This window comes from Massilia sp. (assembly GCF_032106685.1).
In the GTDB taxonomy this organism is placed as follows: Bacteria; Pseudomonadota; Gammaproteobacteria; order Burkholderiales; family Burkholderiaceae_D; genus Telluria.
On the sequence record NZ_DAMCPG010000025.1, the window covers coordinates 29488 to 53765 of the forward strand.

Sequence of the window (24278 nt, forward strand, 5' to 3'; positions counted from 1 at the left end):
GGCGGCTCCCGGCCATAATGAAGTCATGATCCCAATGTGCTTACGGAGGAAACCATGACCACGCCACAACAGCAAAACCAGCCCCAGGACAAGCAGTCGAAGACCGACGAACTGAACCGCTCGGAAAACCTCCTGCCGGGCGAGGAAGGCGTCGAGGACGGCCGCTTCGAAGTGGCCGAGGAAGTCAACCTCGACATGCAGTCCGACGATGCGCGCCGCGTCGGCCAGGCCGGCAGCATCACCGAATCGCTGCCGGACACGGTCAGCACCGAACCGGAAAGCGAGGCCAAGGGCAAGCCCTGAGAGCCTGGGCGCCAGGCCCGCCCTGCCCCGAAGCCTGCGCCGCCGCGTGCCGCGCAGGCTTTTTCATGCCGCTACATCGTCAGTCCCATGCGCAGGCCCTCGATGGTGTGCGCCTGCACGATCGGCTCCAGCCTGTCGACCACGCGGCAGGTGATGTGGCGGCGCAGTTCCGGCGCCAGGCTGTCGTAGTAGGCCCGGGTCAGCTGCAGGTCGTGCTTGTCGGCGTTGCGCGCGTCGGGCGCGTCGACGCCGAGCACGAACACCGGCCGCGGGCGGTTCGAGACGTTCGCCGTGCCGCGGTGGATGGTCAGCGCCGAGCGCGCCGAGATGTCGCCCATGCGCGGCAGCTTGCGCTGGGCGCGCGCCTCGTACCTGGCCCAGGTCTCGCGCGGCGGGAACATCGGGTCACCCGCGCCCAGGTCGTCCCACTGGGTGCCCGGTGCGATCTCGAACGGCCCCATGTCCTCGTCCACGTCGACCGTGGTGATGTTGAAGGCGAGCGAGTTCAGGCGCCGGCCGACCAGGGTCTCGGGCGGCGACGCGAAGTCGCGGTGCCAGGGCTGGTGCAGCGCGCCGGGACCGGGAATGTCGAAGCCGGCCTCGACCACGCGGTACTCCGGCCCCAGCACCGCGCGGCACACCGCCACCACCCAGGGGTGGCCGATGATGTCGGCGAAGCCCGAGATGCGTTCCGGATGCACCTCGACGTAGTAGCGGCTGGGGCCGCGCTCCAGCGCCCCGCCCGGCTGGCGCCGGGCCTCCTCGAACAGGACGTCGATGTCCTGGCCCAGGCGCGCCACCCAGGCCCGGTCGAAGGCGCCCTTGCAGGCGATGATGCCGTCGCCGTAGAGGCTGCCCATGATGGTGGCCACGTCGTACGGGTCGGCGCTGTGTGCTGCGTCTTGCATTGCTGTCTCCTCGGGTCTCTCTTGCGGGAATCTCGTTCGCGTTGCCGCGGCATCGCCGTGCTGGCGGCGCCTGCGCCTTGCCATGCTACTCCGAAAAAATCGCCCTCGCGATGGCTGGCCGGTCGTGATTGCTTCGCCTGTGGAAACAATCCGACAGCCGGCGCGGCCGTGGTTGTCGTCGGGATATGCGGCGGCAGCGCCGCTACCACGCCAGCGTCAGCAGCAGGCTGGCCATGCGCGGCCAGCACAGCTGGCTCAGCTGCGCGCGCGCGGCCCAGCGGAACCCGTCCATCTCGGGCGTCGGCTTGCCGGTCGCGTGGTGGGGAAAGTAGCTGGTGCACACCAGCTGGCCGAGGTCGCCCAGTTCTGCGCCGGCCTCGACCCGGAACAGGTGCAGGCGCTTGTCGCGCCGGTAGGGAAGCTGTCCGAGGTCGGCGAACCGCTCCGGGACGAAGACCAGGCCGGCCTCCTCGCGCAGCTCGCGCATGGCGGCCTGTAACGGGGTCTCGCCGGGGTCCTGCATGCCCTTCGGGATGTCCCAGGCTGCGGTGCCGGTGACGTGGCCCAGCAGCAGGCGCCCGTCGCCGTCCAGCACCAGGGTGCCGCAGGAAACGCTGAACTTGCTCATCGGGCTCGTACCTGGTGGAGAAGGTTGGATTGCAAAGATCGCAATGTATGCCTCGTGGTTCCAGATGTCAATTGTGCGCGCTCGGTCCCGGAGGGACCGCACACTAGGGGTTTGCCTCAGCCTGCGGTGCTCCGGAGCCTCAATGGATTTCACCTTCCTCGACAACGACCTCGAAAGCTGGGCGATCGCCGTCGCCCTCACCCTCGGCATCACCCTGGGGCTGCACTGGCTGCGCCGCTTCGTGCTGCACAAGATGCAGGTCCTCTCGCGCCGCACCGAGACGGTGGCCGACGACCTCGTCGCCAAGATGCTGCGCAAGACCTACATCGCCGGCATGCTGGCGGTATCGAGCTACCTGGGCTCGCTCGTGCTCGATCTCAGCGACCGGCAGCGCCTGGTGGTGTCGCGGGTGGCGATCGCGGCGATCATCCTGCAGCTCGCGATCTGGGGCGACACCCTGCTGCGCGCCTGGCGCGACCGCTACCTCGCCAACGGCGACAACCCGCGCAAGTCCTCGCGCACCATCGTCTGCTTCCTGCTGCGCCTGGCGCTGTGGGTGATCGCCTTCCTGATGGTGCTCGACAACTTTGGCTTCAACATCACGGCGCTGGTGGCCAGCCTGGGCATCGGCGGCATCGCGGTGGCGCTGGCGGTGCAGAACATCCTCGGCGACCTGTTCGCCTCGCTCTCGATCATGCTCGACAAGCCCTTCGAGATCGGCGACTTCATCATCGTCGGCGACGTCCTCGGCTCGGTCGAGCACATCGGCCTGAAGACCACGCGCCTGCGCGGCCTCGGCGGCGAGCAGGTGATCTTCTCGAACGGCGACTTGCTCAAGAGCCGCATCCACAACCACAAGCGGATGGCGACGCGGCGCTTCGCCTTCGTGCTGCGCGTGGCCTACGGCAGCAGCGAGCAGCAACTGGCCCGCATTCCGGTGCTGATCCGCGAGGTGATCGATGCCGAGCCGGACGCCGCCTTCGAACGCGCCCACTTCTTCAACTACGGCGAATGGTCGCTCAACTTCGAAGTGGTCTACCACTTCCAGAGCCCCGACTACATCAGGCACATGGATACCCAGCAGGCCATCCTGCTCGGGATCTACCGCCGCTTCGAATGCGAAGACATCCGTTTCGCGCATCCGCTGTCGATCGTGCGCCTGGCCGACCTGGACGGCGCCGCATTGCCGGACCCGGCCGCGGTGGCGCCGCCGGCCTCGTTCCGGCACTGATCCGGCCACCCTGCGCTCCACGCTTCAACGAAAAAGCCCGCCGGGCCATGGGCCGGGCGGGCTTTGCCGAAGGGGCGGTCGCTTACGCGGCCTGCACCGGCAGCGGCTCCTTGCGGGCCGGGATCACGGCGTCGGCGGCCGGCGCCGGCTTGGCCTTGTTGCCCGGCACGGTGGTGCTGATCAGCTCGTGCATGCGGGCCGCGGTCTTGTCCCAGGAAGTGTTGGCGACGATCTCGCGCATGCGCTGGGCCAGCGCGGCCTTCTCGTCGGCGCCCAGGGCCAGCATGCGCCCGCAGGCGGCGATGTATTCTTCCGGGGTCTCGGCGATGGCGACCACGTCGCCATAGGGTACCTTGACATCGGTGATCGGAGTGCTCACGCTCGGCAGCTCGGCGGCCATGTACTCCAGCACCTTGGTCGGGCTGATGAACTTGGTCGACTCGTTCATCGCGAACGGCAGCAGGCAGACGTCCCAGCCGGCCAGGAACTGCGGCAGCTCCTGGTAGGTGCGCTGGCCCATGTAGTGGACGTTGGCGGCGCGCGGCAGCTCGGCCGGGTCGATCTTCACCACCGGGCCGACCAGCACGATCTGCCACTCGGGATGGGCTTCGGCCATGCGGCGCACCAGTTCGGTGTCGAAGCGCTCGTCGATCACGCCGTAGAAGCCCAGGCGCGGATACGGGATATTGGCCTGTTCCGGATGCGAGATCGCGGTATTCTGCGCCTGGCGGAAGTGGGCGGCGTCGACGCTGCTCGAGAAGCAGTGGGCGTTGGCGTGGCGGTTCTTCTTGGCTTCGTACAGGCTGGGGCCGCCGGTGAAGACCAGGTCGGCGATGTTCAGCAGCGCCGACTCGCGCTGCAGCAGCTGCTTCGGCGGATTCTTGAAGGCGGCCAGTTCGTCCATGCAGTCGTAGACCACGAGCGCGGGATTGAAGCCCTGCAGCAGCGGCAGCGCCATCGGGGTGTAGAACCACACCACCGGACGCTCGTCTTCCGGGACCAGGTCGGCCAGCAGGCCTTGCAGGACCGGGATCTGGTCGTCATGGAAACCGTAGTGCGGGACATTGGTATGCGGCTGGCACACCGTGATGTTCGGCGCGACGGCCGTCTTCTTCAGGTGTGCCTGCCCTTCGGTATGCACCGGCTCCTCGACGATGAGGATGTCATAGTGTTCCGCCAGACGCGTCATCAGGTGCTGGGGACGCTGAAACACGAAATCCCAGCGCAGGTGGCAAAACACGATCAGGGTCGGCATGTTGATTTCCTTTCGCCTCACAGGCGTTCTAGTTGATCTTGGGTCGGCGGACCAGGGCTGGCGCTGTGCGCTGCGGCCCTTTCGTCGACGCCGGACCATGCAATCGTAACATGCAAAATTGGCATTATTTTCATTTATGCATCGCAACATTCCCATCGGGAAACATTCTTATGCCGCCGACAAGTCCGCTGTCATAGGAGAGGCCGGTGTTGCGTTGCCTCATCTGTAGGTGAACTCCTACCTACATACAAGAAAAACAACTACGAAAACTCATCGATACTGAAGCGGAGCGCAAGTGTGCGCGTCCTTGCGAACTGCTGTCGATGCGCTTTTCCAGCGGGCGCCGCCGCGCATTGGGCACGGCGCGCAGGATGTAGGCATGGCGGAAGGGAAAACAGCCGCGGAAGCAGGCGCCGGCGAGGCAATCCGGAGCCATCTTTGCTGCGGCGCAGCAGGCGCGCCTCGCGGGAGGCGTGCACCGGGAGATCTCGGTTCCCCCGGAGCGCGCTTACGGGAAAATAACGGCTCAGCCGGGCTGGTAAGGCTGGGCGCCTTCGGGATGGCCATCCTCGCTGAAGCCGTCGGCGGTCGAGATATCGTCGATGCCGAGGGTGGCCAGGGCGTCGCACAGTTCGTCGACCTCGGCCCCGAGGTCGGCCGCCAGGTCGACCGGACGGCTGACGCCGCCCCAGGGCGGTCCGCCGTCGAGGGCGTACAGGTTCACGCGCAGCACGATGTGCTCGCCGCCGTCGAGCGGCGCGACCACGGCGCGCACGGCGTCGGCCTCGAGTTCCTTGGCTGCCAGCAGGCCCTTGATCTCCGAGAGCAGGCCGAGCATGGCCAGTTCGGCCACGCCCTCCTCCTTGGCGCCGTAGAACAGGTCCTGGTACAGGAAATTCACCGACAGCCGTTCCGGGTCGGCCGCCAGGCAGCGCCGCACCAGCGGGTCCACGCGTTCGGTCCAGGCACGGTAGCGCCGCATGCGGTCGGCGAAATAGACGTCGGCGCCGACCTCGTCGCGCGGCACCCGGTAGAAGGGGTCGTCGGCGCGCTTCATCGAGAAGCCGAGCAGGAAACGCAGTTCCATCGCCGCCTCGTCGGGCGCGACGCGCTCGCCGGTCCAGCCGCGGATGCTCGCCTCGAGCTGCGGCGCCGGCACCGGTTTCTTGCTCGCCAGGCTGGCGGCCGCCTCGCGCAGCAGTTCCTGCAGGGTGCTGAAGGAAACGTGGTCGATCTCGGCCAGGTCGTAGGCATGGCGCACCAGGGCGACCTTCGCGTCCTTGCTGTCGAGGTCGGCGGCGACGAAGCTGGCCGCCAGTTCCTCGTAGGCGGCGTCGTCGGCAAAGGTTTCTCCGGCCACCAGGCCGCCGGTGCTGCGCACGAAGAGCGGGATCAGGAAGGCGTCGATCTCGCGTTCCGGCTCGCCTTCGCGGCGGATGTGCAGCGTGGCGGCCTGCTCGCCGATGTGGGCCTTGAGCAGGCGGCAGGCCTGGGGATCGGTGAAGCGCGCGATCTCGATGGCGCCGTACAGCACTTCGTCGCGCTTGCGGCGCAGGGCCTTGCGCAGCGCGACCACCAGCTCTTCCTCGCGCGCGGCTGCCAGTTCCGGATCGCCCTCCTCGCCCTCGGCCACCTCGAGCGCGAGGTCGGCCAGCGCCTGGGCCAGCGCGTCGGTATCGGGTTCGGCGGGCGCCGCGGCCTTGCGCGGGGCGGGCTTTTTATTTTTCGGCATGGACGTCTATCCTGAATGATGAAGGCGCCATGTTAGCAAATCGGCGCCCCTGGCCGCAGCGTTTCCTGTCAGCCGGCGCGCTCGGAATCGGCCACCCGTGCCTCGGTTACCCGCATGTCGGTTACCCGCATGTCGGCTACCCGCATGTCGCCCACCCGCACGCGCGCCAGTGCGGACAGGATCTCGTCGGGCTCGGCCGGCTTGGCGATGTGCAGGTCGAAGCCGGCCTCGCGCGCCCTCACCTTGTCCTGCAGCTGGCCGTAGCCGGTCAGCGCGATCAGCGTGGTCTGCGCGAACTGCGGCAGGGCGCGCAGGCGGCGCGCCAGCTCGTAGCCGTTCATGTCGGGCAGGCCGATGTCGAGGATGAAGACGTCGGGGCGCTCGAAGGCGGCCCATTCAAGCGCGCTGGCGGCGTCGTAATAGGTCGAGACCAGGTGGTCGCCGGCGGCCTCGAGCAGCAGCGAGAGGCTGACGGCGGCGTCGATGTTGTCGTCGACCAGCATGACGCGCAAACTGGTCGGGGCCGCGTCCGGCGCGCGCACGGGCGACACCCCCGCGCCGCTCAGTGCCGGCAGTTCCTGCTTCAGCGGCAGGCGCACGGTGAAGATGCTGCCGCCGCCGCGCCCCGGGCTGCTGGCCTCGACGCTGCCGCCGTGGTGGTGCACCAGGCTGCGCACCAGGGCCAGACCCAGGCCCAGCCCGCCCTGGGGGCGGTCGGCCTTGCGCTCGCCCTGCGAGAACAGGTCGAACACGCGCGGCAGCAGCTCGGCCCCGATGCCCTCGCCGTCGTCGGCGACCTGCAGCTGGGCCTCGCTGCCGGCCGCGCTGAGCACCAGCTGGATGTGGCCGTGCGGCGGGGTATATTTGGCGGAATTGGTCAGCAGGTTGGCCACCACCTGGGTCAGGCGGGTCTGGTCGCCGCGCGCCAGCACCGGCTGGGCGGGCACGCTCAGTTCGAGGCGGTGCTGGCATTCCTCCATCAGCGGCCGGGTCTGCTCGACGGCGCGTTCGACCACGTTGCGCAGGTCGACGTCCTCGAGGTTCAGCGTGACCAGGCCGCGGGTGACGCGCGAGACGTCCAGCATGTCGCTGAGCAGCCGGTTCATGTGCTCGATCTGGCGCCCGATCACGTCGCCGGCGTAGCGCGCCCGGTGCGGATCCAGGCCCGGCATCTTGAGCAGCTGGGCGGCGGTGCCGATCGGCGCCAGCGGGTTGCGCAGCTCGTGGCCGAGCATGGCCAGGAACTGGTCCTTGGCGCGGTTCTCTTCCTCGGCCATCTGGCGCGCCTTCTGCTCGCGTTCGAGCAGGTGCTGGCGTTCGTTGCCGGTCTGTTCGCGGAAGGCCTGGGCGCGCCGCAGCTGGTCGCCGGCCTGGCGCAGCGCCTGCAGCAGGCGGTCGATCTCGACGATGCGCGAGCGTCCCGGGTCGGGCGCCGCGCCGCTGCCGAGGGCGACCGCGGTGTCGATCGCGCGCGCCATCGAGCGCGCATAGACGCGCCCGAACCATGCCGAGAGCGCCGCCGCGCTGGCCAGCGCCGCCGCCAGGCCGAGGGCGGCGAGGCGCTTGGCCTGGCCGCTGCCGGCCGCCAGTCCGCGCAGCGGCGCGGCGACGACCACGGTCCAGCCGGACTTGCCGACGCGCTGGAAGGCGGCGCGCGCCGCGTCGCCGCGGCGCAGCTTCAGGCCGAGCAAGCCCGACTCGGCGCCGCGCATGGCCGCCAGCAGGTCCGGCGCGGCCGGCTGGCCGACCACCTCGACCGCGCCGAGATTGGACGAGACCGTGTTGCCCTTGCGGTCGAACAGGTCGACTTGCCAGTCGGCGGCCACGGCCGAGCCCAGGTGGCGGCGGAAGTGTTCGTTGCTGAAGCCCTCGGCCAGCACGTAGCGGCGCTCGCCGATGACGACCGGCAGCGCGACGTAGGTCATCAGGCGGCCGCTGATCCGGCCCGGCATCAGGTCCGAGGCCAGCGCCCGCTGCTGGGCGAACAGCACCTCCAGTCCCTGCTGGCGCTCGGTCGGCAAGGCAACGCCGGCCGGCAGCAGCGTATTCAGGAGCTGCCGCCCGTCCCCGTCCATCAAAATGGTCCAACTGGCCGGGCCGCGGGTGGCGGCCAGCGCCTCGCTGCGCAAGGCGGCCAGGTCGCCGCTGGCCAGCGCCGGCGATGCCGCCAGCGCGCGCAGCGCGGTTTCGGCGTCGGCCAGCTCGTCCTCGACCAGCAGCGCCGCGCCGCGCGCCGCCTGGCCGAGCCCGGCAAGCGCCTGTTCGGTTTCGGATTGCTGGAGCAAGCGCAGCGTCAGCCCGGCGAACAGGATCACCGGAACCAGGATTGCCGCGGCCATCAGGTACAGGTAGGCCTTGATTTGCATCTCGGGCTCACAGGTTGACGGCCATCGACATGACGGCCAGCAAATCGATGATACCAACGTTGCAACATAAATCAAGGAAAGAAATATTTACAACAGCCGAGATGGCGGGAAAACGGATAACCTATCAGCAACATTGCTGACGACACATGCCTTGCCGGTGTATGCTTCCGCCATTCCCACCTTGCGCGGTACCGCCGCGCCCCAACCGCCGGAGCCCAGCCGACAATGCTCGACAACTATTTCAAACTCAAGGAGAGCGGCACCGACGTGCGCACCGAGCTGCTCGCCGGCTTCACCACCTTCCTGACGATGGCCTACATCATCTTCGTCAACCCGTCGATCCTGGGCGACGCCGGGATGCCGAAGGAAGCCGTGTTCGTCGCCACCTGCCTGGTCGCCGCCCTCGGCAGCGCGGTGATGGGCCTGTATGCCAACTACCCGATCGGCATGGCGCCGGGCATGGGCCTGAACGCCTACTTCGCCTACGCCGTGGTACTGGGCATGGGCGTGGCCTGGCCGGCCGCGCTGGGCGCGGTCTTCATCTCGGGCTGCCTGTTCATCCTGGTCTCGGTGCTGGGGCTGCGCGGCGCCATCGTAAACGGCATCCCGCACTCGCTGCGGGTAGCGATCACGGTCGGCCTGGGCATGTTCCTGGCTTTGATCGCCCTGAAGAACGCCGGCATCGTGGTCGGCAGCGAGCCGACCCTGGTCAAGGCCGGCGACCTGCACAAGCCGGAGGCGATCATGGCCATCGTCGGCTTCCTGCTGATCGTGACCCTCGACCGCCTGAAGGTGCGCGGCGCGATCCTGATCGGCATCATCGTCGTCACCATCCTCTCCTTCTTCTTCGGCGGGAACACCTTCAAGGGCGTGTTCTCGGCGCCGCCCTCGATCGACCCGACCTTCCTCAAGCTCGACATCCCGGGCGCGCTGTCGGTCGGCATCCTGAACGTGGTGCTGGTGTTCTTCCTGGTCGAGTTGTTCGACGCCACCGGCACCCTGATGGGCGTGGCCAGCCGCGCCGGCCTGCTGGTCGAAGGCAAGATGGCCAGGCTGAACAAGGCCCTGCTGGCCGACAGCGGCGCCATCGTCGCGGGGGCCGCGCTGGGCACCTCGAGCACCACCGCCTACATCGAGAGCGCCGCCGGGGTGCAGGCGGGCGGGCGCACCGGCCTGACCGCGCTGGCCGTCGCCGTGCTGTTCCTGGCCTGCCTGTTCATCGCTCCGCTGGCGGGCGTGGTGCCGGCCTACGCCACCGCGCCGGCGCTGCTGTTCGTGGCCTGCCTGATGCTGCGCGATCTCGGCGACATCGAATGGGGCGACACCACCGAAAGCATCCCGGCCGCCATCACCGCGCTGGTGATCCCGTTCACCTACTCGATCGCCGAGGGCATCGCGTTCGGCTTCATCACCTACGCGGCCCTGAAGCTCACCACCGGCCGCGCGCGCGAAGTCAAGCCGGTGATCTGGGTCATCGCCGCCCTGTTCATTTTCAAGATCGTCCACATCGGCACCTGAACCGGTAAAGGAACGACAAATGCGCCCGCTGCCGAGTCGCGCGGGCGCCGCGGATGACGATTTCTGTTCGCGTGGAACGGCGTACGGCGCTGCTTCTGGGATACAATGTGGGCCGAGCCCCACTGCCGCGCAGCGTGCACCGGCGCTCGTTTCCACGAACGAAATGAACGATTGAACGACAGGCGGTTCCGGCCTGGCCCGTGGGGCCCGGCCGCATCGCCCCGATGCTTATGAAATCAATCCCGTTGTACGCGCTGGCCGTGCTGGCCCTGGCGCCTGGCATGGCCGCCGCCGCGGGCGGCGCCGCCGACGACCTGCCGACCATCGGCAGCATCCACGACGGCCTGTCCGTCGCCCGTCCTGAAACGATTCCCGAAGGCAGCTGGTTCACCTCGGCCGAACTGGGCGCGATCACCACCACCGGCAACACCACCGGCACTTCGGTGACCGGCAAGATCGACGCCCGCCACGAAACGGCCGACTGGAGCAACGAGTACATCGTGAGCGGCTTCTTCAAGGAAGACGAAATCACCGACGACGACGGCGAGCGCTACCGCCAGCGCTCGGCCGAGCGCTGGGCGTTGTCGGCGAAGGCCGCCTACAAGCTGATGAAGGAAGGCAGCCGCGCCTTCGTGCTCGGTTCACACGTGAACGACAAGTTCGGCGCCTACACCCGCTACAGCTCGTTCGCGGTCGGTCACGGTTCGCAGCTCTACAACAGCGACACCACGGCCCTCGACGTCGAGATCGGTCCTGGCTATTTCACCGGCCAGCGCGATAACGGCGAAACCGAGAACGGCGTGACCGTGCGCGGCGCGGCGCGCTTCCGCTGGCAGGTCAGCCCTTCGGCGGCCTTCGTGCAGACCCTCAGCGTCGAGCGCGGCACCTCGAACGTGCACTCGATCGCCGAGTCCTCGCTGAGCACCAAGATCAACGACACCATGCAGATGAAGGCCGCCTTCAGCGCCCGCAACGACACCAACGTCCCGGCGGACAAGAAGAACACCGATACCCAGACCTCGCTGACGCTGGTCTATTCGTTCTGACGGGTTCCACGATCGTCCCCGCCATCGCGGCGGTTCGTCGGTCGCCTGGACGCGTGGGCGGCATCCACGCCGCCTGAACGCATCTGTTCGGTCGAGCCGCCCACCCTACGGGCAGGCGGCACAGCTTCGTTCAGCCGCGGCCCTGCGCCACGCTTTCCCGTACTTGCTCCGTCGTCCTGCCGCCGCTGGTCAGCAGCAGCGCCACCAGGCTGAGCAGCGCCGCCACCGCCAGGTAGATGCCCACCGAACCGATCCCGTATTCCATCGCCAGCTTGGTGGCGATGTAGGGCGCCAGCGAGGCGCCCAGGATGCCGGCCAGGTTGAAGGTCAGCGAGGCGCCGGTGTAGCGCACCGCCGGCGGGAACAGCTCGGCCAGCAGCGTGCCCAGCGGGCCGTAGGTCAGGCCCATCAGGCCCAGCCCCAGCACCATGAACAGCACCACCAGCATCGTGCTGCCGGCCACGAACAGCTGCCCGAACAGCAGGCCGAAGACCGTGATCGCCACCGTCACCGCGATCATTGCCGCGCGCCGCCCGTAGCGGTCGGCGATCAGCGCCGACGGCGGAATGGTCAGGCCGAAGAAGACCACGGCGCCCAGCTGGATCAGCAGGAACTCGGTGCGCGAGAAGCCCAGCTGGGTCGTGCCCCAGCTCAGCGCGAACACCGTCATCAGGTAGAACAGGACGAAGGTCGACATCGCCATCAGGGTGCCCAGCACCAGGGCGCGGCGGTGCTCGCGCAGCACCGCGACCACCGGCACCTTGACGCGCTCGTTGCGGTCGAGGACGGCCTGGAAGTCCGGCGTCTCGGTGATCTTCAGGCGCACGTAGAGGCCGACCGCGACCAGCACCGCGCTGGCCAGGAAGGGAATGCGCCAGCCCCAGGCGAAGAACTGCTCTTCGCTCAGGGCCTGGGTCAGCAGCAGGAACACGCCGCCGGACAGGAAGAAGCCGATCGGCGCGCCCAGCTGCGGGAACATGCCGTACCAGGCGCGCTTGCCCGGGGGCGCGTTCTCGGTGGCGAGCAGCACCGCCCCGCCCCACTCGCCGCCCAGGCCCAGGCCCTGGCCGAAGCGGCACAGCGCCAGCAGCAGCGGCGCCAGGGTGCCGATCGCGGCGTAGGTCGGCAGCATGCCGATCACGATGGTCGAGATGCCCATGGTGAGCAGGGCCGCGACCAGGGTCGCTTTTCTACCGATGCGGTCGCCGAAGTGGCCGAACACGGCCGAACCGATCGGCCGCGCGAAAAACGCGATCGCGAAGGTCGCGAAGGATTGCAGCATCGCCGCGGAGGCGTCCCCGGCCGGGAAGAACAGCTTCGGGAACACCAGCACCGCGGCGGTGGCGTAGATGTAGAAGTCGAAGAATTCGATCGTGGTGCCGATCAGGCTTGCGAACAGGACCGTGCGCGCGCGGTTCTTCGGCGCGCTCATGGATTGGCCGCCTTGGCCAATGCGTCCTTGACTTCGGCGGCATCGGCCGGGCGGGTCACGCGCGCCACCTCGACGCCGTCCTTCAGCACCACCACCGTCGGCCACAGCTTGATCCGGAACGAGCGCCCGAGCGGGCGGCCGGGGCCATCCTCGACCTTGACGTGGCGCGCCTGCGGGTAGTCGCGCAGCCCGGCCTCGATCAGCGGCTCGCCGGCGCGGCAATAGCCGCACCAGTTGGTGCCGAAATCGAGCGCGACGACGCCCGGCGTCGCGTCGATGGCGCTGCGTTCGGGCTGGGTGGTTTCATAGGTCATACGCAGTCTCCTCCATGGTAACGATACGACAAGCGTACCTCAAAAACCCATGGAGGAGCCAGTACTGCCGGCGCTACCTGCCATGCATGGCGGGCAGCCCCTCGTCAATGCGCATGCGCGCCGGCCTCCTCGCAGTGATGCGGCTCGTCGCGGCACAGCTTTTCCTGGGCCTCGAGGGCGAGCCGGCGCGCGGCGAGCTGCCCTGGGGTGCGCGCCGGCGCCAGGATCTCGTCGATCGTGAACGCGCGGCCGTTCTTGATCACCAGGCGGATGTCGGCGGCCGCGCGCAGGTCGGCCAGCGGATTACCGTTCACCACGAGCAGGTCGGCCAGCTTGCCCGGCTCGACCGTGCCCAGGTCCTCGCCCACGAACGCCATCTTCGCGGCGTCGCGGGTGACCGACTGCAGCGCCGCCAGGTTGCCCTGGACCAGGGCCGCGCCGCGCATGTTCAGGTGCAGCGAGATGCCGGGCACGACCAGCGGCGAATCGGTGCCGTTCGCCACCAGCGCGCCGGCCGCCCTCACCTTCGCCTGCTGGGTGGCGTCGTTGACGATGGTGGCGATCTGGGCGGCCGTCGGCGGGGCGGCGTTCCGCAGGCCGGACACGAAGTTCGGCGGCACCAGCACGAAGCGCGGGTCGCTGACGATGCCCGGGTCGAGGCCGGCCAGGGCGCCGGCCGAGAACAAGGTGTCGATCAGGTGGAAGTCGCCCTTGCCGTAGATATCGGCCGCGTCCTGGTAGGTGATTGCGCGGACAAACGACTTCGACCAGCCGTAGCCCATGCGCTGGGTGGCCGACAAGTGGGTGGTGCCGGCCAGGCCGGTGGCCGCGCCCGGCTGCACCAGGTGGGTCCCGCTGGGCACGCCCAGGTCGAGCGCGCCTTGCGCGATGCGCTCCATCACCGGGATCGGCGCCCGCACATAGCTCTTCAGGAAGTCGGCGTCCATGCGCTTGGCCTTGTCGATCTCGATCTGCGCGATGGCCGGCGTGCGCAGGGTGCGCGCGAAGCTGTAGAACAGGCGGTTGCCCTCCCACAGCGGCGGCGAGACGAACAGGCGCGGCCCGACCAGGTTGCCCGCTTCCAGGGCTTCGCGCATCTCGATGCTCTGGTGCAGCGGGCCGGCGACCGATTGCGCCGTCGTGATCCCGTAGGCCAGCATCAGCTGGGCGATCTGCCCGAACTGGCCGCCCTGGTACAGGGTCAGCGGATGCAGGTGGTCTCGATCAGGCCCGGCATCACGGTCCGGTTGCCGGCGTCGATCACGCGCACGCCAGGCTCGTGGGTGGCGTGCGGCGCCACCGAGACGATGCGGTTGCCCTCGACCAGGATGTCGACGTCGTGGCGCAGCGTCGCGCCCACGCCGTCCCACAGCGCGCCGGCATGGATCAGGGTGCGGCCCTGCGGCACCTGCTGGCGCCAGGCCAGGGTCACGGGCACCTCGCGCATGCCGCTGCCGTCGTCGCGCACGGTGCGCGCCCGCTCGGCCGACTTGTACAGGATGGTCCGGGAGTCGCCGCCCCAGGTCGGCAGGTCGGCCATGTCGTCGCTGACCTGGCGCGCCGGCCCGGTCGGCGCGCCGGTGGGGCCGAGCGGCATCACGTGCAGGCGCGAATCCATGATGAAGGCCACCTTGGTCCCGTCCGGCGACAGCGCGGCCGCGCCCTCGTCGCGCTCGGCGATCTGGCGCGGCGCCGGCGCGACCGGGTAGAAGGTGCCGCTGCGGGTCGCCAGGTCGATCACGCGCAGCTTGTTGTAGCCTTCGCGGAAGCGGTTGTTGATGCGCTCGTTGTCGACCAGGACGATGCGCTGGCCGTCCGGCGTCCATTGCGGCGTGCTGACCTGGGTGCTGATCGACGGCAGGATGACCTGGGGCGTGCCGGTCGCGCGGTCCCAGATCTCGAGCTGGCCCGAGAGCGTGGTGTAGGCGATGCGCCCGCCGTCCGGCGAGAGCTTCGGCGTGACCATCGAGCGCCCGGGGATCGCCGCCAGCCGGGTGCGGATGCCGCTGCCGAGTTCCACCTGGTCGACCGCCAGCTGGCCGGCATTGCCGCGCTCCGAGGAAAAGTAGACCGCGCGGCCGTCGTTCGTCCACTGTGGATTGGCGTCGCGGTCCGGGTCGTTGGTCAGGCGAACCGGTTCCTCGCCGATGCGCATGGTCCAGACGTCGTTCAGCGCGACGAAGGCGATGCTGCGCCCGTCCGGCGACAGCACGGGCGCGCTGATGCCGCGGACCGGCCGCACGTCGAGGTTGTCGAAGCCGCGGTCCTTGGGATGCTTGAACACGGGCCGCCGCAATTTCAGCTCGGCGCGGAAATCGACGTCGCGCCGCTCGCCTCCGGCGGCATCGCGCAGGCGGATCTTGCCGTCGCTGGTGTACAGGAAGCGGCCGCCCGGCAGGTAGCGTACCGGGAACGGGAAGATGTCCTCGTCGGTGGTGACCTGGGCGCCGCCGACGACCAGCTGGCGCGCCGCGTTCTGGTAGACCAGGCCGGCGCCGTCCGGGGTCCAGGCCGGAGCGGTGCCGGGCGCGACGATGGTCGGCGCGCCGCCGGCGATGGGTGCGGTCACGACGTTGGCGCCGTCGACATAGGCCAGGCGCGTGCCGTCCGGGGACACCACCGGGTTGCTCTCGGCGCCCGGGCCCGTGGTCAGCTGCACCGGCGCCGCGCCGCCCAGGGCCACGCTCCAGATCTTGTACTGGCCGTCGCCGCCGCGGTCCGACGAGAACACCAGGCCGCTGCCGTCGGGCAGCCAGGCGGGTTCGCGGTCGTCGTAGGGGCCGCTGGTGAGTTCGGTCGCATGGCCGCCTTCCGGCGAGATGGTCCAGATGTGGTAATTCCCTTCCGGCGCGTAGTTTTGGAAGGCGATGCGCTTGCCGTCGGGCGACCAGACCGGGGCGGTGGGTTCGAGCCGGTAGTCGGTGATGCGCACCGCGCGTCCGCCCCGGGCCGGCATCACCCACAGCGCGCCCTGCGCCGAGAACACGATGCGGCGCCCGTCGGGCGACGGCGCGGCCGCCATGTTGGTGCCCTCGCGCAGCTCGACCGTCAGGTCGCGCGTCGCGCCGCGCAGCTTGTTCAGCTGGTCGACGCCGCCGCCGTGCCATTGGCAGCCGGCCAGCAGGGCCGCGCCGACAGCGGCAGCCAGGGCGCTGCGCGCGAAGCGGCGTTCCTGCCCGTACCCCTTGCGAATCTTCATGTTTTGCCTCCCGGATGAGTTGCCAGAATGCGCCAAAATGGTGCGCAGGCGACCCATCGATGCTCGGATCGGCGTCTTACGCCAAACTTACTGCCGAGTCCGGTTGGAAAGGATCTCGCTCGAGAATGCCGTTCAGATGAGCTCGATCAAATTCGCTTGCTGACGGCAAGGAACTTTCCAGCAGAGCTGCGCGAAAGAAATGCGAACGCAAGGTGAAATGCCTAACCGACCATGGCTGTGTCCGGTGGCATATTCGTTCCAAACTCGTCAATAGGAGCTCATCATGTCCGACAATCTGGAAAACCGCGGCCAACAGGACCGTTCGCGCATCAACGTGCACGAGGAATGGGAAGTACGTCACTGGACCGAGGCCCTCGGCGTCAGCAAGGAAGAACTCGAGCGCGCCGTGAAAGCCGTTGGCCCTTCGGTCAGCGCCGTGCGCGACCATCTCGGACGCAAGTAAGGAAACGGCCTCCGGCGGGTATCCGGGGCAGGAGCCCTTCCCGCCCCGGATACCATCGCACCTCTTCGGACGCCCCGCGCGTCCTTTCCGCCCCGCGCCGCGCCGCGCCGCGCCATATTGTGCGACAGCGCGGCCGGCGGCACCGTAGCTTCCCGCGCGCCCTTGCGCCATCCTCGTCTTGAAAGGAGCCCAATGTGGATTTCCGCGCCTTCGTCGATTCGCTCGACATCACCCTGCCCAATGCCCTGTTCGCCCTGGCGCTCGGCGTAGCCGCCTTCGCCGCCATCCATGGCGTACTGATGCTGTTCCGGCGCCGTCTCGACCAGCTCAGCGACGAGTGGGCCCACCGCCCCGTCGCCGAAGTGCTGCGCAAGACGCTCGCGCGCACCAGCAACCTGGTGGTGTTCGCCACCGCCGTCCTGATCGGCCTGTCCGCGCTCGACCTGCCGCCGCCCTGGAACGCACGCATCGGCCACCTGTGGTTCCTGACCTTGGGCCTGCAGCTGGCGATCTACCTGCACAGCGCGATCAAGGTCACCGCGCGCCGTTACTTCCGTAGCCATAACCCGGCCGGCGTCGATTCCCAGGTGACGATCGCGCACACCCTGATCATCTGGGTGCTGCAGACCACGGTCTGGGTGATCTTCGCCCTGGCCCTGCTGTCGAACCTGGGCATCAACGTCACCACCTTCGTCGCCAGCCTCGGGATCGGCGGTATCGCCATCGCGCTGGCGGTGCAGAACGTGCTGGGCGACCTGTTCGCCTCGCTCTCGATCGCGATAGACAAGCCGTTCGAGGTCGGCGACTTCGTCTCGACCAACAATATTTCGGGCACCGTCGAGAAGGTGGGCCTGAAGACCACCCGCATCCGCGCCCTGGGCGGCGAGCAGATCGTGATTTCCAACGCCGACCTGCTCAAGAGCACGGTGTCGAACTTCAAGCGCATGGAAACCCGGCGCATCGTGTTCAACCTGCGCGCCCATCCGGACACGCCGCCGGCGCTGGCGGCCCAGGTGCCGCCGGCGCTGAAGGAAATCATCGGCAAGCGCGACAAGGCGCGCTTCGACCGCGCCCACCTGAGCAAATTCGACCAGAACTTCATCGAGTACGAAATCGTCTACACCATGCTCGATGCGAGCTACGACCTGTTCATGGATACCCAGCAGGCCATCCTGCTCGATGCGATGCGGATGCTGCACGAGCTCGGCATCTCGAGCGCGCCGCGCGCCCAGCAGCTGCTGCTGCAGGAGCCGGCCGAGAACGCCGCCCCCGAACTGCCGATCGAGGGCCGGGTGCGTTCCCCGGCAGCCCTGCGCAGCCTGCCGAAAGGCGTGTAGCCACCTTTAGGCTGCCGTTCCAACCACGTTGAACGAAGGAGGATGTGTCGATGAACCAGCCCAAGCAGCAACAGCAGCCCCCGGGCAGCGAGAAGGAACTCACACCGAAGGCCGACCACGGCGAGACCAGCTACCAGGGCTCCGGCAAGCTGGCCGGCAAGGCGACCGTGATCACCGGCGCCGACAGCGGCATCGGCCGCGCCGTCGCCCTCGCCTTCGCGCGCGAGGGGGCGGACGTGCTGATCGCCTACCTCAACGAGCACGAGGACGCGAAGGAAACCGCGCGCCTGGTCGAGGAGGCGGGCCGCAAGGCGGTCCTGGTGCCGGGCGACCTGGCCGAGCCGGCGCACTGCCGCGCCATCGTCGACCGCGCCGTGCAGGAATTCGGCCGCATCGACGTCCTGGTCAACAACGCCGCCTTCCAGATGACACGCGAATCGCTGGAAGAGATCCCCGACGACGAATGGGACTACACGTTCAAGGTGAACATCACCGCCATGTTCCACATCTGCAAGGCGGCGGTGAAGCACATGGGGCCGGGTTCCTCGATCATCAACACCACCTCGATCAACTCGGACAAGCCGAAGCCGACCTTGCTCGCCTACGCGGCCACCAAGGGCGCGATCGCCAACTTCAGCGCCGGCCTGGCCCAGCTGCTGGCCGAGCAAGGCATCCGCGTCAACTCGGTGGCGCCGGGGCCGATCTGGACACCGCTGATTCCCTCGACCATGCCGCCGGAAGAAGTGGAAAGCTTCGGCCAGCAGGTGCCGATGAAGCGGCCCGGCCAGCCGGCCGAGGTGGCGCCGGTGTACGTGATGCTGGCATCGAGCCAGGCGAGCTATATTTCCGGCGCGCGCATCGCGGTGACGGGCGGGACGCCGATTCTGTAAATGTAGGGTGGGCACCCCGTGCCCACCCTACGATCAGAACAGCGGCGACGGCACCGGCGTCGGCGGCGGCGGAGGCGGCGGCAGTTCTTCCTCGGGCACGGTCTCGACCTCGACCGCTTCGTCCGCCTGCGGCACGATCACCTCGACCGGCTCGTCGGCCGGCACGCCTTCGTACAGCTCGCCCGAGTCGTCATAGTCCTCTTCCGGCTCCTCTTCCCGTACGCGCACCGGTTCCGGCTTGCGTCCGCCCGGGAACAGCGCATCCTTGTCGATCTTGCCCTCGTCGAGCGCGGTCTTGAAGAAGTCGCCCACCAGCAGGATCGCGTTGTGGCCGCCCTGCCCCCAGTAGTTGCTGCGCATGGTGACGCGGTTGTCGTTGAAGCCGACCCAGGCGCCGGCCACCAGGTTCGGGTGCATCAGGATAAACCAGCCGTCGGCATTGTTCTGGGTGGTGCCGGTCTTGCCGGCGACGTCGCCGGTGACGCCGAAGCGGTAGCGCACCGCGGTGCCGGTGCCGCGCGTGACGACGCCGCGCAGGATGTCGATCAGGGTTTCGCTGGTCGCCTGCGACAGCGCGCGCTCGGGCGCCACGCTGGCGAAGTCGGCGATGACCTTGCCGTCGCGGTCCAGGATGCGGCGCACGAACACCGGCTTGCGGTACTGGCCCTGGGCGGCGATCGTCGCGTAGGTGTTCACCATTTCGAGGAGGGTCACCGGACTGGTGCCCAGGGCCAGCGACGGCACCGAAGCCAGCTTGCTCTGGCGGATGCCCATGTTGCGCGCCAGCTTGATCACCGACGGCAGGCCGACGTCCTGCATGACCTGGGCCGTGATCGTGTTCTTCGAGTGCACCAGGCCCTCGCGCAGCGTCACCTGGCGGCCGCTAGTGCCGGACATGTCGGTCGGGCGCCAGACCTTGCCGTTGCCCATGTCGAAGTCCATCACCGTGTCGGCGTAGGTCTGCTCGGGCGGGATGCCGCTTTCCAGCGCCGCGCCGTAGACGATGGGCTTGAAGGTGGAGCCGGGCTGGCGCGCGGCCTGGGCCACGTGGTCGTACTGGTCGCGCGCGAAGTCGCGGCTGCCGACCCAGGCCTTGACCTCGCCGGTGGCCGGGTCCATCGCGACGAAGCCTGCTTCCAGGCGCGACTTGGCTTCCTTCAGGCCGCGCAGGAAGTCGCGGTCGGCTTTCAGGCGCTTGAGCGCGGCGGCCGGCGCCTCGCCGCCTTCCACGGCGCGGCGGTACTCGCCCGACTCGCGGACGAAAGCGTCGAGCTGGTCGCCGTGGGTGCGCCAGTAGTAGTCGAACGGCTTCACGCTCGAGCGCATCGCGGTGTAGGTGGCGGTCGAACTGGCGCCCGGCACCCAGGAGTTGGCCCATTCGACGTCGGCCACCGCCTGCAGGGCGCCGGCCTGGCGCTCCACCGCGCGCAGCGCGGCCTGCTGCAGCCCGGCGTCGAGCGTGGTCTCGACCACCAGGCCGTCGAGTTCGAGGTCGTAGTCGTTCTCGTTGGCCCACTCCAGCAGCCACTTGCGCACGTAGGCGGTGAAGTGGTTGTCGCGGCCGCTGCGGTCGAGCTGGCGTTCGAAGCGCAGCTTCAGCGGGCGCCTGGCCAGGGCCTTGAAGCGCGCGTCGGTCAGGTGGCCGTGCTTGCGCATCTGGCCCAGCACCACGTTGCGCCGGTTGAGGGAGCGCTCGGGGTTGGTGACCGGATTATAGTAATAGGTCCCCTTCAGCATGCCGACCAGCGTCGCCGCCTCCAGCACGTCCAGCTTCGCGGCCGGCTTGTCGAAATAGGTGCGGGCCGCCATCTCGATGCCGCGCGCGTTGTACAGGAAGGGCACCGTGTTCAGGTAGGCTTCCAGGATCTCGGTCTTGCTGTAGGTGTTCTCGATCTTGATGGCGGTGATCAGTTCCTTGAGCTTGCGGTTGACGCTGCGCGCGCGGCCGATCTCCTCGGGGAACATGTTGCGCGCCAGCTGCTGGGTGATGGTCGAACCGCCCTGGGCGTCGCCCTTCAGGCTGGCCAGCAGGGCGCCGGCGATGCGCGTGAAATCGACGCCGTGGTGGTCGTAGAAGCGGTGGTCCTCGGTGGAGATCAGCGCCGCCACCACGTGCGGCGAAACCTGGGACAGCTTGACGCGTTCCTGCAGGCCTTGTTCGAAGGTGCCCAGTTCGCGCCCGTCGCTCGACATGATGACACTCGGGCGCGCGCTGGTGACCTGCTTCAGGTCGTCGACGCCGGGCGTGAGCGGAATCAGGACCAGCAGGTAGGCCAGCAAGGCGATCAGCAGCGCCGCCGCCGCCCACAGGGCGACCAGGACCGCCTGCTCCCAGCGCGGCCGCCCTTGCAGGATGCCGTGGGCGCGCCGTACGCCGGCCTGGGCGCGGCTGCCCGCACCCCCGAACAACTTCCTTGCCTGCCGCCGAATGTCGTGCCGAATGTCGTTGTCGGTCTTCTCGTCCTGATCCACTGATGTCCTTGCGCCTTGTTGGTTCTCCAGGCGCCAAGTATAGCGGACAGCAGCGTGGGGCATGGGACGCGCATCGTGCGGCCAGGAACCCGGCCCGATGGACGGCGGTTTCCGCTATGATGGCGCCATGTCTGAACAGAACCATCAGGGCCAGCTCGCCCCCGAAACGCGCGTGCTGCGCCAGTTCCGCATCGTCTTCAATGCGGTGAAAAACCATTTTCGCCAGGTCGAGCGCGATGCCGGCCTGGGCGGCGCCCAACTGTGGGCGCTGTCCGTGATCGCGCAGTCGCCCGGCATCGGCGTCACCGAACTGGCGCGCGCGCTCGACATCCACCAGTCGACCGCCAGCAACCTGGTGCGCGCCCTGGGCGGCCGCGGCCTGATCGCCAGCGCGCGCGAGGGCCAGGACCGGCGCGGCGTCGCCCTGCGCACCCTGCCCGCCGCCGACGCCGTGCTGCAGCGCGCGCCGGTGCCCTTCGCCGGCGTGCTGCCCGACGCCCTGTCCAGCCTCGACGCGGCGACGCTGGCGCGCCTCGAACAGGACCTGGGCGCGCTGATCGCGCTGCTCGCGGTCGACGAGGCCGACGCCCACGTGCCGCTCGGCGAGGCCTGAACCCGACTTGTTCCTGCTTTCCTGCCCTTCCCGCTTCGCCCGGCGGCACTAGGCCGGCAGGCCTTCGCGGAAGCGCCGCAGCGCGGCGTCGACGATCGCCTCCGGGCTGCCGCCGTCCTCGTGCGCCGCGCGCAGGAAGGCGGCGTCGCTGCCGGTATGGGTCTCCTGGTACAGGTGCTCGAGCGCGGCCTCGCTGCCCAGCGCCTTCGCATGCGGCTCCAGGTGGCGCAGGGTGGTCAGGATGTCCTCGCGCAGCGAGAGCGTCTCGTGGGTCTGCGGATGGACCAGGGTGCCGTCCAGGCCGAAGCGGCAGGCCTGGAAGCGGTTGTAGTTATAGACCAGGTAGTCGTCTTCCAGCGGCGGCGGCTCGTTGCGTTCCAGCAGATGGCGGCACAGCGCCTGCAGGTAGCAGGCCAGCGCGGCGGCGCGCTCCACCGTCAGCGGCGTGTCGCAGACGCGCAGCTCGATGGTGCCGTATTCGGGTTTCGGCCGCAGGTCCCAGTAGAAGTCCTTCATGCTCTTCACGATGCCGGTGTTTTCCATCCGCGCGAAGTAGTCGCGCTCGAAGGCTTCCCAACTGAGCAGGAAGGGCGCGCGGCCCGACAGCGGGAAGGCGAACACCGAGTTCAGGCGCGCCGAATTGAAGCGCGTGTCGCTGCCTTGCAGGAAGGGCGAGGAACTCGACAGCGCGATGAAATGCGGGATGTAGCGGTTCAACGCATGCAGCAGGAACAGCGCCTCGTCGCCCGAGCCGCAGCCGATGTGCACGTGCTGGCCGAACACGGTGAACTGCTTGGCCAGGTAGCCGTACAGGGCCGAGACTTCGCGAAAGCGCGGCTTCGAGAAGATCTTGCGCTGCGACCACTGCTGGAACGGGTGGGTGCCGCCGCCGCAGACGCCGACATTCAGGGTGTCGCCGGCGCGCAGCAGCGTGTCGCGGATCCGGCGCAGTTCCTCCAGCAGCTCGCCGTGGTGGGTGTGCACACTCGAATTAATCTCGATCATGCTCTCGGTGATCTCGGGCGTGACGTTGCCGGGGAAAGGCGCGCGCCCCAGCAGTTCGAGCATGTCCGGCGAGGCCGCGACCAGGTCGAAGTCCGACAGGCTCACCAGCTGCAGCTCCAGCTCGACGCCCATGGTGAGCGGCTGCGATTGTGCGAATCGTTCGAGTGCCATGTCAGGCCTCCTTTCCGGTACGGGTTTCGTTGGCCCAGACCACCGCGCGCTGGGTCAGGATCGGTCCGGCGACGTCGAGCAGCAGCATCACCGCGGCCAGCGGCGCCAGGCTGTCGAACAGGTCGACGCCGATCCAGCGGGTCTGCTCCATCAGGATGATCGCGAACACCGCCATCGGCGTCAATGCCAGACCCGACAGCGCGCCCTTGCGCGCCGAGATGCCCGACACGCGTGCGAACAGGGTGCAGACCGAAACCTTCACCGCGGCCCGCACCAGCACCAGCAGGAGGCCGAGGGCGATGCCGCCGCTGACGTGCTCGAGCTGCACCTTGGTCGCCACGAAGAAGAACATCAGCACCGTCAGCAGGTCGCCGAGCACGCCGAAGTTGCGCTGCGCCGGGCTGAGGGCGATGCGGCGGTGGCGCGCCACCAGGCCGAAGGTGAGCGCGGCCAGTACCGGCGACAGCGGCAGCACCGAGGTGATGGCGACCAGCAGGACCACCGCCAGCGCGAAGGCCAGGGTGCCGTCGCGCGAGGCGTCGATCATGCGCAGCCAGAGCGGCACCAGGGCCCCGAACAGCGCGCCCAGGCCGCTCGATGCCACCAGCACCAGCAGGCTGCTGGCGGCGGCGTGGGCGATGTCGCCCGAGGTCTGGAACACGCCGATCCCGACCACGATGTTGAAGGTGAACACCGCCATCACGCAGTTCAGGGCGGTCAGGTGCATCGCGCGCTCGGTGACTTGCCCGGCGGCGCCCTGCTCGTTCAGCACGCGCAGCAGGCCGGCGGGCGAACTCGACATGGCCAGCGAGGCCGTCAGCGCGGCCGGCAGGCGCTCCATGCCGCACAGCTGGGCGACCACGTAGACCGCGGCGAAGGTGCAGACCGCTTCCAGCAGCGAGGTCGCGACGATCCAGGGATTGTTGCGCAGCCAGCGCAGGTTGATGCGGTATCCGAGTTCGAACAGGATCAAGCCGAAGCCCAGGTTGGCCAGCAACATGAAGTTCTTCGCTTCGGACGGCGGCAGGTAGCCGGCGGCCAGGTTGCCGAACACGAAACCGGCCAGGCCATAGACGGCGATGCGCGGCAGCGCGGTCCAGCGGTAGAACAGTTCGCCGGCCATCCAGGCCAGCGTCATGGCCAGCGGCCAGGCGAGTTGGAGTCCGAGATCGGAAAAATCGGGCATGCGTGTCCTCCAGGAAGAGCGGGAGAACGGCCAAGAGCGCCTAACAAAACCGCCATGGCTGCGTTGCATCGTCTCGCCGTACCAAGGTACCGTCTTCGACGCTGCGTCGGGTGGCCACATCCCTTGCCCTGGCGCTTTTGTTAGATGCTCTCAGTAGTTGGCACCACCGGGCGGTGGGCCTCCCGCGAAAAATGGCCCCCGGGATGACC

20 protein-coding genes are annotated in these 24278 nt (G+C 68.6%); 8 read left to right on the plus strand and 12 right to left on the minus strand.

What is annotated here, in order from left to right:
- Positions 1–54 precede the first annotated feature (54 nt).
- Positions 55–303: a hypothetical protein gene (locus RT688_RS14590; RefSeq protein WP_313705578.1), complete on the plus strand. Its 249-nt coding sequence runs from the start codon at positions 55–57 to the stop codon at positions 301–303.
- Positions 304–374: 71 nt separating this feature from the next.
- Here the strand turns inward: RT688_RS14590 and RT688_RS14595 are convergent, their stop codons facing one another.
- Positions 375–1211: a phytanoyl-CoA dioxygenase family protein gene (locus RT688_RS14595; protein WP_313705579.1), complete on the minus strand. Its 837-nt coding sequence runs from the start codon at positions 1209–1211 to the stop codon at positions 375–377.
- A 202-nt stretch (positions 1212–1413) separates the two neighbouring features.
- Positions 1414–1839 (minus strand): NUDIX domain-containing protein, encoded by a 426-nt coding sequence (locus RT688_RS14600; protein WP_313705580.1) that lies wholly within the window; start codon positions 1837–1839, stop codon positions 1414–1416.
- Between the two features lie 142 nt (positions 1840–1981).
- On the opposite strand from RT688_RS14600, the gene RT688_RS14605 reads away from it, so the two are divergent.
- Positions 1982–3070 (plus strand): mechanosensitive ion channel family protein, encoded by a 1089-nt coding sequence (locus tag RT688_RS14605; protein ID WP_313705581.1) that lies wholly within the window; start codon positions 1982–1984, stop codon positions 3068–3070.
- An 82-nt stretch (positions 3071–3152) separates the two neighbouring features.
- On the opposite strand, the gene RT688_RS14610 is transcribed toward RT688_RS14605, so the two are convergent.
- The 3 genes from RT688_RS14610 to RT688_RS14620 all read right to left on the minus strand — a co-directional run bounded on the left by RT688_RS14610 (position 3153) and on the right by RT688_RS14620 (position 8423).
- Positions 3153–4325 (minus strand): glycosyltransferase, encoded by a 1173-nt coding sequence (locus RT688_RS14610; RefSeq protein ID WP_313705582.1) that lies wholly within the window; start codon positions 4323–4325, stop codon positions 3153–3155.
- A 526-nt stretch (positions 4326–4851) separates the two neighbouring features.
- Positions 4852–6057 carry a hypothetical protein gene (locus tag RT688_RS14615; protein WP_313705583.1) on the minus strand — a complete coding sequence of 402 codons (1206 nt, stop codon included), beginning with the start codon at positions 6055–6057 and terminating at the stop codon, positions 4852–4854.
- Positions 6058–6125: 68 nt separating this feature from the next.
- The gene (locus RT688_RS14620) at positions 6126–8423 is read right to left on the minus strand and encodes an ATP-binding protein (protein WP_313705584.1); all 2298 of its coding nucleotides are present in this window, start codon (positions 8421–8423) and stop codon (positions 6126–6128) included.
- 225 nt (positions 8424–8648) lie between these two features.
- Here RT688_RS14620 and RT688_RS14625 point away from each other — a divergent pair, with 225 nt between their 5' ends.
- The gene (locus tag RT688_RS14625; protein WP_313705585.1) at positions 8649–9941 is read left to right on the plus strand and encodes an NCS2 family permease; all 1293 of its coding nucleotides are present in this window, start codon (positions 8649–8651) and stop codon (positions 9939–9941) included.
- A gap of 230 nt (positions 9942–10171) precedes the next feature.
- Positions 10172–10987: a DUF481 domain-containing protein gene (locus RT688_RS14630; protein ID WP_313705586.1), complete on the plus strand. Its 816-nt coding sequence runs from the start codon at positions 10172–10174 to the stop codon at positions 10985–10987.
- Between the two features lie 130 nt (positions 10988–11117).
- On the opposite strand, the gene RT688_RS14635 is transcribed toward RT688_RS14630, so the two are convergent.
- From RT688_RS14635 to RT688_RS14650, 4 genes are all read right to left on the minus strand, one after another.
- Complete coding sequence (locus tag RT688_RS14635; protein ID WP_313705587.1) at positions 11118–12419, minus strand: MFS transporter; 1302 nt, start codon at positions 12417–12419, stop codon at positions 11118–11120.
- Positions 12416–12733, minus strand: a complete 318-nt coding sequence (locus RT688_RS14640; RefSeq protein ID WP_313705588.1) for a thioredoxin family protein — start codon at positions 12731–12733, stop codon at positions 12416–12418. Before RT688_RS14640 ends, RT688_RS14635 begins: the two co-directional genes overlap by 4 nt.
- A gap of 104 nt (positions 12734–12837) precedes the next feature.
- The gene (locus RT688_RS14645) at positions 12838–13893 is read right to left on the minus strand and encodes an amidohydrolase family protein (RefSeq protein WP_313705589.1); all 1056 of its coding nucleotides are present in this window, start codon (positions 13891–13893) and stop codon (positions 12838–12840) included.
- A 41-nt stretch (positions 13894–13934) separates the two neighbouring features.
- Positions 13935–15932 carry a hypothetical protein gene (locus RT688_RS14650; protein WP_313705590.1) on the minus strand — a complete coding sequence of 666 codons (1998 nt, stop codon included), beginning with the start codon at positions 15930–15932 and terminating at the stop codon, positions 13935–13937.
- Positions 15933–16215: 283 nt separating this feature from the next.
- Between RT688_RS14650 and RT688_RS14655 the strand changes: the two genes are divergently transcribed.
- The 3 genes from RT688_RS14655 to RT688_RS14665 all read left to right on the plus strand — a co-directional run bounded on the left by RT688_RS14655 (position 16216) and on the right by RT688_RS14665 (position 18622).
- Positions 16216–16395 (plus strand): DUF3606 domain-containing protein, encoded by a 180-nt coding sequence (locus RT688_RS14655; RefSeq protein WP_313705591.1) that lies wholly within the window; start codon positions 16216–16218, stop codon positions 16393–16395.
- A 194-nt stretch (positions 16396–16589) separates the two neighbouring features.
- Entirely contained in the window at positions 16590–17732 is a 1143-nt protein-coding gene (locus RT688_RS14660) for a mechanosensitive ion channel family protein (protein ID WP_313705592.1), read from the plus strand.
- Between the two features lie 50 nt (positions 17733–17782).
- Positions 17783–18622, plus strand: coding sequence for a glucose 1-dehydrogenase (locus tag RT688_RS14665; RefSeq protein ID WP_313705593.1), 840 nt, complete (start codon positions 17783–17785; stop codon positions 18620–18622).
- A 33-nt stretch (positions 18623–18655) separates the two neighbouring features.
- Here RT688_RS14665 and RT688_RS14670 read toward each other — a convergent pair whose 3' ends face one another.
- Positions 18656–21031 (minus strand): transglycosylase domain-containing protein, encoded by a 2376-nt coding sequence (locus RT688_RS14670; RefSeq protein ID WP_313705594.1) that lies wholly within the window; start codon positions 21029–21031, stop codon positions 18656–18658.
- 124 nt (positions 21032–21155) lie between these two features.
- Here RT688_RS14670 and RT688_RS14675 point away from each other — a divergent pair, with 124 nt between their 5' ends.
- Positions 21156–21707, plus strand: a complete 552-nt coding sequence (locus tag RT688_RS14675) for a MarR family winged helix-turn-helix transcriptional regulator (RefSeq protein ID WP_313705595.1) — start codon at positions 21156–21158, stop codon at positions 21705–21707.
- A gap of 48 nt (positions 21708–21755) precedes the next feature.
- Here RT688_RS14675 and RT688_RS14680 read toward each other — a convergent pair whose 3' ends face one another.
- A complete protein-coding gene (locus RT688_RS14680) occupies positions 21756–22883 on the minus strand; it encodes a YbdK family carboxylate-amine ligase (RefSeq protein ID WP_313705596.1) in 1128 nt (375 codons plus the stop codon).
- A gap of 1 nt (position 22884) precedes the next feature.
- Positions 22885–24069, minus strand: a complete 1185-nt coding sequence (locus RT688_RS14685) for a cation:proton antiporter (protein ID WP_313705597.1) — start codon at positions 24067–24069, stop codon at positions 22885–22887.
- Positions 24070–24278: the final 209 nt, after the last annotated feature.